This is a genomic window from Actinomadura formosensis NBRC 14204, assembly GCF_001552155.1.
GTDB classification, from domain to species: domain Bacteria; phylum Actinomycetota; class Actinomycetes; order Streptosporangiales; family Streptosporangiaceae; genus Spirillospora; species Spirillospora formosensis.
In genome coordinates this window covers 1-5,232 of sequence record NZ_BCQQ01000230.1, presented here as the reverse complement: position 1 = coordinate 5,232, position 5,232 = coordinate 1, and the positions used below count along the sequence as shown (strand labels likewise).

General features: G+C 70.2%; 3 protein-coding genes. All 3 read right to left on the bottom strand.

The features are described from left to right. A partial coding sequence (locus tag AF1_RS31800) for an MMPL family transporter (RefSeq protein WP_067807898.1) occupies window positions 1-2,454 on the bottom strand: 2,454 nt, incomplete at its 3' end. Between the two features lie 38 nt (window positions 2,455-2,492). Next, complete coding sequence (locus AF1_RS31795) at window positions 2,493-4,277, bottom strand: fatty acyl-AMP ligase (RefSeq protein ID WP_067807896.1); 1,785 nt, start codon at window positions 4,275-4,277, stop codon at window positions 2,493-2,495. A 438-nt stretch (window positions 4,278-4,715) separates the two neighbouring features. Further along, window positions 4,716-4,958 (bottom strand): hypothetical protein, encoded by a 243-nt coding sequence (locus AF1_RS35000; RefSeq protein ID WP_131733047.1) that lies wholly within the window; start codon window positions 4,956-4,958, stop codon window positions 4,716-4,718. Window positions 4,959-5,232 lie beyond the last annotated feature (274 nt).

The following is a 5,232-nucleotide window of genomic DNA, read 5'->3' as shown; positions in this document are numbered from 1 at the left end:
GTGCCCGTCGAGCCCGGTGGCGCCCGGCGCGGGCGCGGGCTGCGCGGCGGGCCGGAACGCCTCGTTCGCGTCCACCGGGCGCGCGTCCTCCCAGTGCAGCGCGTACGGGAACGGTTGCTCCGCCGGGAGGCGCGGCGGTGCCGCGGTGCCGCCCGCCGGGGCCAGGGTACTGCGTTCGCGCAGGTCCATCCGGGCGTGCAGGCCCGCGAGGAAGCCCGGCAGCCACCAGTTCGCCCCGCCCATGAACCGCATCGTCGCCGGGACGAGCAGCGACCGGACGAGCACGGCGTCCACCACGACCGCGACGAACATGCCGACCCCGATCAGCTTCACGACCGTGATGCCGGCCATGCTGAACGCGGCGATGACGACGAGGAACAGCAGCGCGGCACTGGTGATGATGCCGCCGGTGTGCTGCATGCCGGACGCGACGGCCCGCCGGTTGTCGTGCGTGAGGTCCCATTCCTCGCGGATGCGGCTGAGCAGGAAGACCTCGTAGTCCATCGACAGGCCGAACACGACGGCGAGGATGAGGATCATGCTGGTGGCCTCGACGCCGCCGGTCGGGGTGAAGTTCAGCGGCCCGGCGAGGTGCCCGTACTGGAAGCCCCACACGATCGCGCCGAACGAGGCGCCGATCGACAGGACGTTCATCACGATCGCCTTCAGCGGCAGCACGATCGACCCGAAGAACATGAAGAGCAGGATGAACGTGGCGATCCCGACGGTGAACGCCATCTTCGGCAAGGTGCGCATCAGGCTGGACATCAGGTCCATCTGCGCGGCCGTGCTGCCGCCGACGTCGATGTGCATCGGATAGCCGTCCTTCGACAGGCTCATCCCGCGGATCTCGGTGACGAGCTCCTGGGCACGCTGGTCCATCGGCTCGTACCTGTGCGTGACGGAGATGCGCACGCCCCCGTACGAGCCGGAGTAGCCGGTGTACTGCGCCTCGGTGACTCCGGGAAGCCCGCCCAGGCGCTGCCTGAACTCCTCCAGGTAGGGCGGGATGGGATCGCCCTTCTTGGCGGGCTTCCAGTCGCGCGGGATGAGGTCTCCGGAGACGACGACGTCGATGGGCTCGGCGGACCCGTTGGGGAAGTTCCTCTTGACCGTCTCCACCACGGCCCGGGTGGGGCTGTCCTTGGGCAGGACGCGGGCGTCCACACTGCCGAACTGGACGTTCAAGAACGGCACGAACATCACGCCCAGGATGACGAGCACGATCGCGAAGTACGGCAGCGGATGCTTCATCACGCTGTGGCCGAGGCGGTACCAGAAGCCGCTCTGGGGGTCGCGCTGCGCGCGCTTGGACGTGGGACGCCGCCACGGCATGCGTCCGATCTCGACGCGCGGGCCGAGCAGCGCCAGCAGCGCCGGGAGGAGGACCGTGGCGCCGAAGACGGCGACCATGACGGTGGCTATGCCCGCGAGCCCGATCGTCCGGAGGAACATCTGCGGGAACAGCAGAAGCCCGGCGAGAGCGGCCGACACGGTGACGCCGCTGACCATGATGGTGCGGCCCGCGGTCGCCATGGTGGCGGCCAAGGCCGCCTCCCGTATCGGCTCCAGCGCCGTCTTGTGGGCCTTCTTCGCCGCCTTGCGCGCCTCCGGGTCGCGTTCCCGTTTCCAGGGTTTGCCCTGGGGCAGCCCCTGCGCGGACATGCCGCGCTCCAGTTCCTCACGGAAACGGCTGATGATGAACAGCGAATAGTCGATCGCCAGGCCGACGCCCATCATCGTGACGACTTCCAGGGCGAAGGACGTCACGTCCGCGACATACGTCACCACGTGCAGGACGGCCAGCCCGCCGACCGTCGAGAAGATCGCCACGGCCATCGGCAGGAGGGACGCCATCCACGCGCCGAACAGGATCATCAGCAGGATCAGCAGCGGCAGCGCCGTGATCAGCTCGGCGCGCACGATGTCGGCGACGACCTGCTTGCCGAACTCCTCGCCGAGCGGCACGCTGCCGCCGTACCGGGCATCGAGCCCCGGCGCCGACAGCCGGTCCTTGATCGCGTGGTAGTTCTCGGCCTTGGCCGCGCCGTCCTTGCCGCGCAGCTTCACCGCGACGAACGTCGACCGCCGGTCGTGGGAGGCGAACGAATGCGCCGCCTCACTGTCGAACGACCAGTACGAGATGATCTCCTCGACCTGCGCCTTCGGCAGCCGCGCCACCGTGGTGACGACGCTCGCCTCGTAGCGCGGATCGTCCACCGTCATGGAGTCGCTCGTGTAGAGGACGAGGACGTCGGGGTTGGTGCTGCCGAAGTAGGTCGCGCCCAGCCGGGCGACGAGCGTCGAGGACGCGTTCGGGTCCTCGAAGCCGCCCTCCTTGAACTTGGCGAACACGCCGAGGCCCCATGCGCCCCCGACCCCGGTCAGCACCAGGATCAGCACCAGGCCGGCCCAGCGTCGCCGGTGGATGAGACGCCCCAGCCCCGAAAGCATGATCCTCCTGTTTCGTCGCGGCCGTCGGGCCGCCTCGGCTACTTGCGGGACGCCAGCCGGGCCGCCGTCGTCGGCAGCCCGCCGTCCAGGTAACGCTGCCGCGTCGCCGCACGTGCGATCTTTCCGCTGGACGTGCGCGACACGCCACCCGGTTCGATCAACACGAAGTCGTGGACGCTCATCTCGTGCTCGATGTTGACGGCGCCGCGCACCGCCGCCTCGACCTCGTCCGGGTCCAGCCGTCCGAGCGGAACACGCCGGTTGCGCTCGGCGACGATCACCAGCCGCTCCGTCTCCTCCCCGGTGAGCGCGAACGCGGCGACGTGGTCGGGACGGATCGCGGGGTGCGCCTCCTGCGTGGTGACCTCGATGTCCTGCGGGTAGTGGTTGCGCCCGTCGACGATGATGAGGTCCTTGATGCGGCCGGTGATGTACAGCTCGCCGCCGTGGATGACGCCATAGTCACCGCTCTTCATCCAAGGCCCGGACGGAAGGTCCCCAGGTTCGGACAGTTCGCCGCCGAACGTGTCCTGGCTCCGCTCCGAGTTGCGCCAGTAGCCGGGCGCCGTGTTGGGCCCGTGCACCCAGATCTCACCGACCCTGCCGTCCGGCTGCTCGACACGGGTCTCCGGGTCGACGATCGCGACGAGCTGCCCGTACGGCCGCCCGCACGACACGAGCTCGGAACCGTCCGCGCGGAGCCTGAGCTCGCCCCGGGTGAGCGCCTCCCGGTCCACGGAGATGATCTTGGGCGGGGCGTCCTCGGTCGCCGCGGACACGAACACCGTCGCCTCCGCCAGCCCGTAGCCCGGCGCCTGCGCGCCCGGACGCAGCCCCGCCGGCGCCAGCGCCGCCGCGAACATCGACAGCGTCGAGGTGCGGATCGGCTCCGCGCCGTTCAGGCACGCCGTGAGCCCGGACAGGTCCAGGGCCGCGATCTTCTCCGGCGACGCCGTCGACGCGACGTACTCGTACGCGAAGTTCGGCCCGGCCGTGTACACGTTCCTGCCCGGACGCTCCGCGATCAGCTCAAGCCACCGAACCGGGTTCATGATGAACGAGACGGGGTCGGTGTAGATGGCGTGGTCGCCGCGCACCAGCGGCATCGCCATCGTCGCGATCAGCCCCATGTCGTGGAACAGCGGCAGCCAGCTGACCAGCTCCGGGTTCGGCCTGTCCGGCGCCCAGCCGACCCACAACTGCGCCGCGTTCGCCGTCACGTTCCCGTGCGTGATCTCCACCCCGGCCGGACGGCGTGTCGACCCCGACGTGTACTGCAGGTACGCGAGGTCGTCGAACGCGATGGGCTCGCCCTCCCACCGGTCGGCCAGCGCGAGATCGATCTCCTCGGCGAACACGATCTCCTTCGGCTGCGGGACGTCGTGGTCGGCGAGGAACTTCTCCACATGCGGCAGGGCGTTGCGCATCGTGACGATCACCGCGGGCTCGGCGTCGGTGTAGGCGCCGATCAGCCGGTCGGCGTGCCCCGGCAGGTCGGGCGAGAACAGCGGCACCGCGATGACATGCGAGTACATGGCGCCGAGCATCGTCATCATGTACTCGAGCGTCTGCGGCAGCAGCAGCGCGGCCCGCTCCCCCGGCCCGGTGACCTGCCGCAGCGTCGCCGCCATGGCACGGGCGCGCCGGTCCGTCTCGGCCCAGCTCACCGTGGTGTGCGCACCCGCCGGGGCGGCCGAGTAGTCGACGAAGGTGTAGGCAGGGGCGTCCGGCTTCTCCTGCGCCCACCTCGCCGCCCGCTCGATCAGCGGGGTGCGGCCGGAACCGCCGGGCAGGAGTTCGGGAAGCAGCGAGCCCAATGCCATTGATCATTCTCCCGGGGGGACGGGCCGGACGGGCCCCGAGCAATGCGTACGGGTGGGCGCCATCGGCGGATCTTGGCCGCGTCGGCCGGACGGCTGTGTCTGGAGCGCCCCCGGTGACCGGCAATGATCGCCAAGCTACCCGATGGTAGTCGGCGCGCGATATCGGCTCGCGGTCACATTCACCAAAGCCGGGTTTATCACCGCCGTGACAAGAGGAATTCCCCTTTCACACGTGGTCACCCGGCCGGTCACCGACCGTGCCCGGCGCCCCCGGCCGGCGGAGAAGATCCACCGCACGATATTCCGGCGGTGCGGGGTCCCCTGTCCGTCACGACAGTGTTTACTGTCCGACGGTCGGCCCGCTGACGCGGAACCCGATATTGAGCTGGTTCGTCCCGATACGGGCGTCCAGAAAGGGCATTCCCAGCGTTCGTGCCGTCACCGGTCGGACATGGCCCGCCGCAACGCCAGCCGCCGCCTCCACAACCCGACGCACGCGGCCCCCCACAGCAGCCCGATCTCGGCGATCAGCGCGATCCCGGTGACGACCGCCCAGTCCGTCCCGTCCGACTCCTGCGCCCCGGCCGGCGCCATCAGCGACATCCGGCTCTCCCCGGTCGCCACCCGGGGCCCCGTCGGCTGATCGAGTGGCGGCAGCACGACCGGCTTCGAAGGTGCCACGGTGGGCAGATCCGGCGCCGGAAACTCTCCCCCCTGCCCGCCTGGAGCCCCAGCTTGTGGCCCCTCACCAGGCCCCGGCATAACGTCCCCGGGCCCCGGCTCAGCCACGGACGGCCCCACAGGCGCACACGTCCCCTCACCGCTCTTCGCCTCACCCGCCTTGCAAGGCCCACCAGACGACGACCCCGCACCAGAGTGACTACCACCCGGCCTCGGACCGGACGGCTGCACGGACGGACACGACCTCCCCGCCACACTCCTCTTACCGGGCACA

Bases quoted from the DNA above. Each gene is read 5' to 3' on its own strand.
- AF1_RS31795 (WP_067807896.1), bottom strand. From the start codon at position 4,277: ATGGCATTGGGCTCGCTGCTTCCCGAACTCCTGCCCGGCGGTTCCGGC.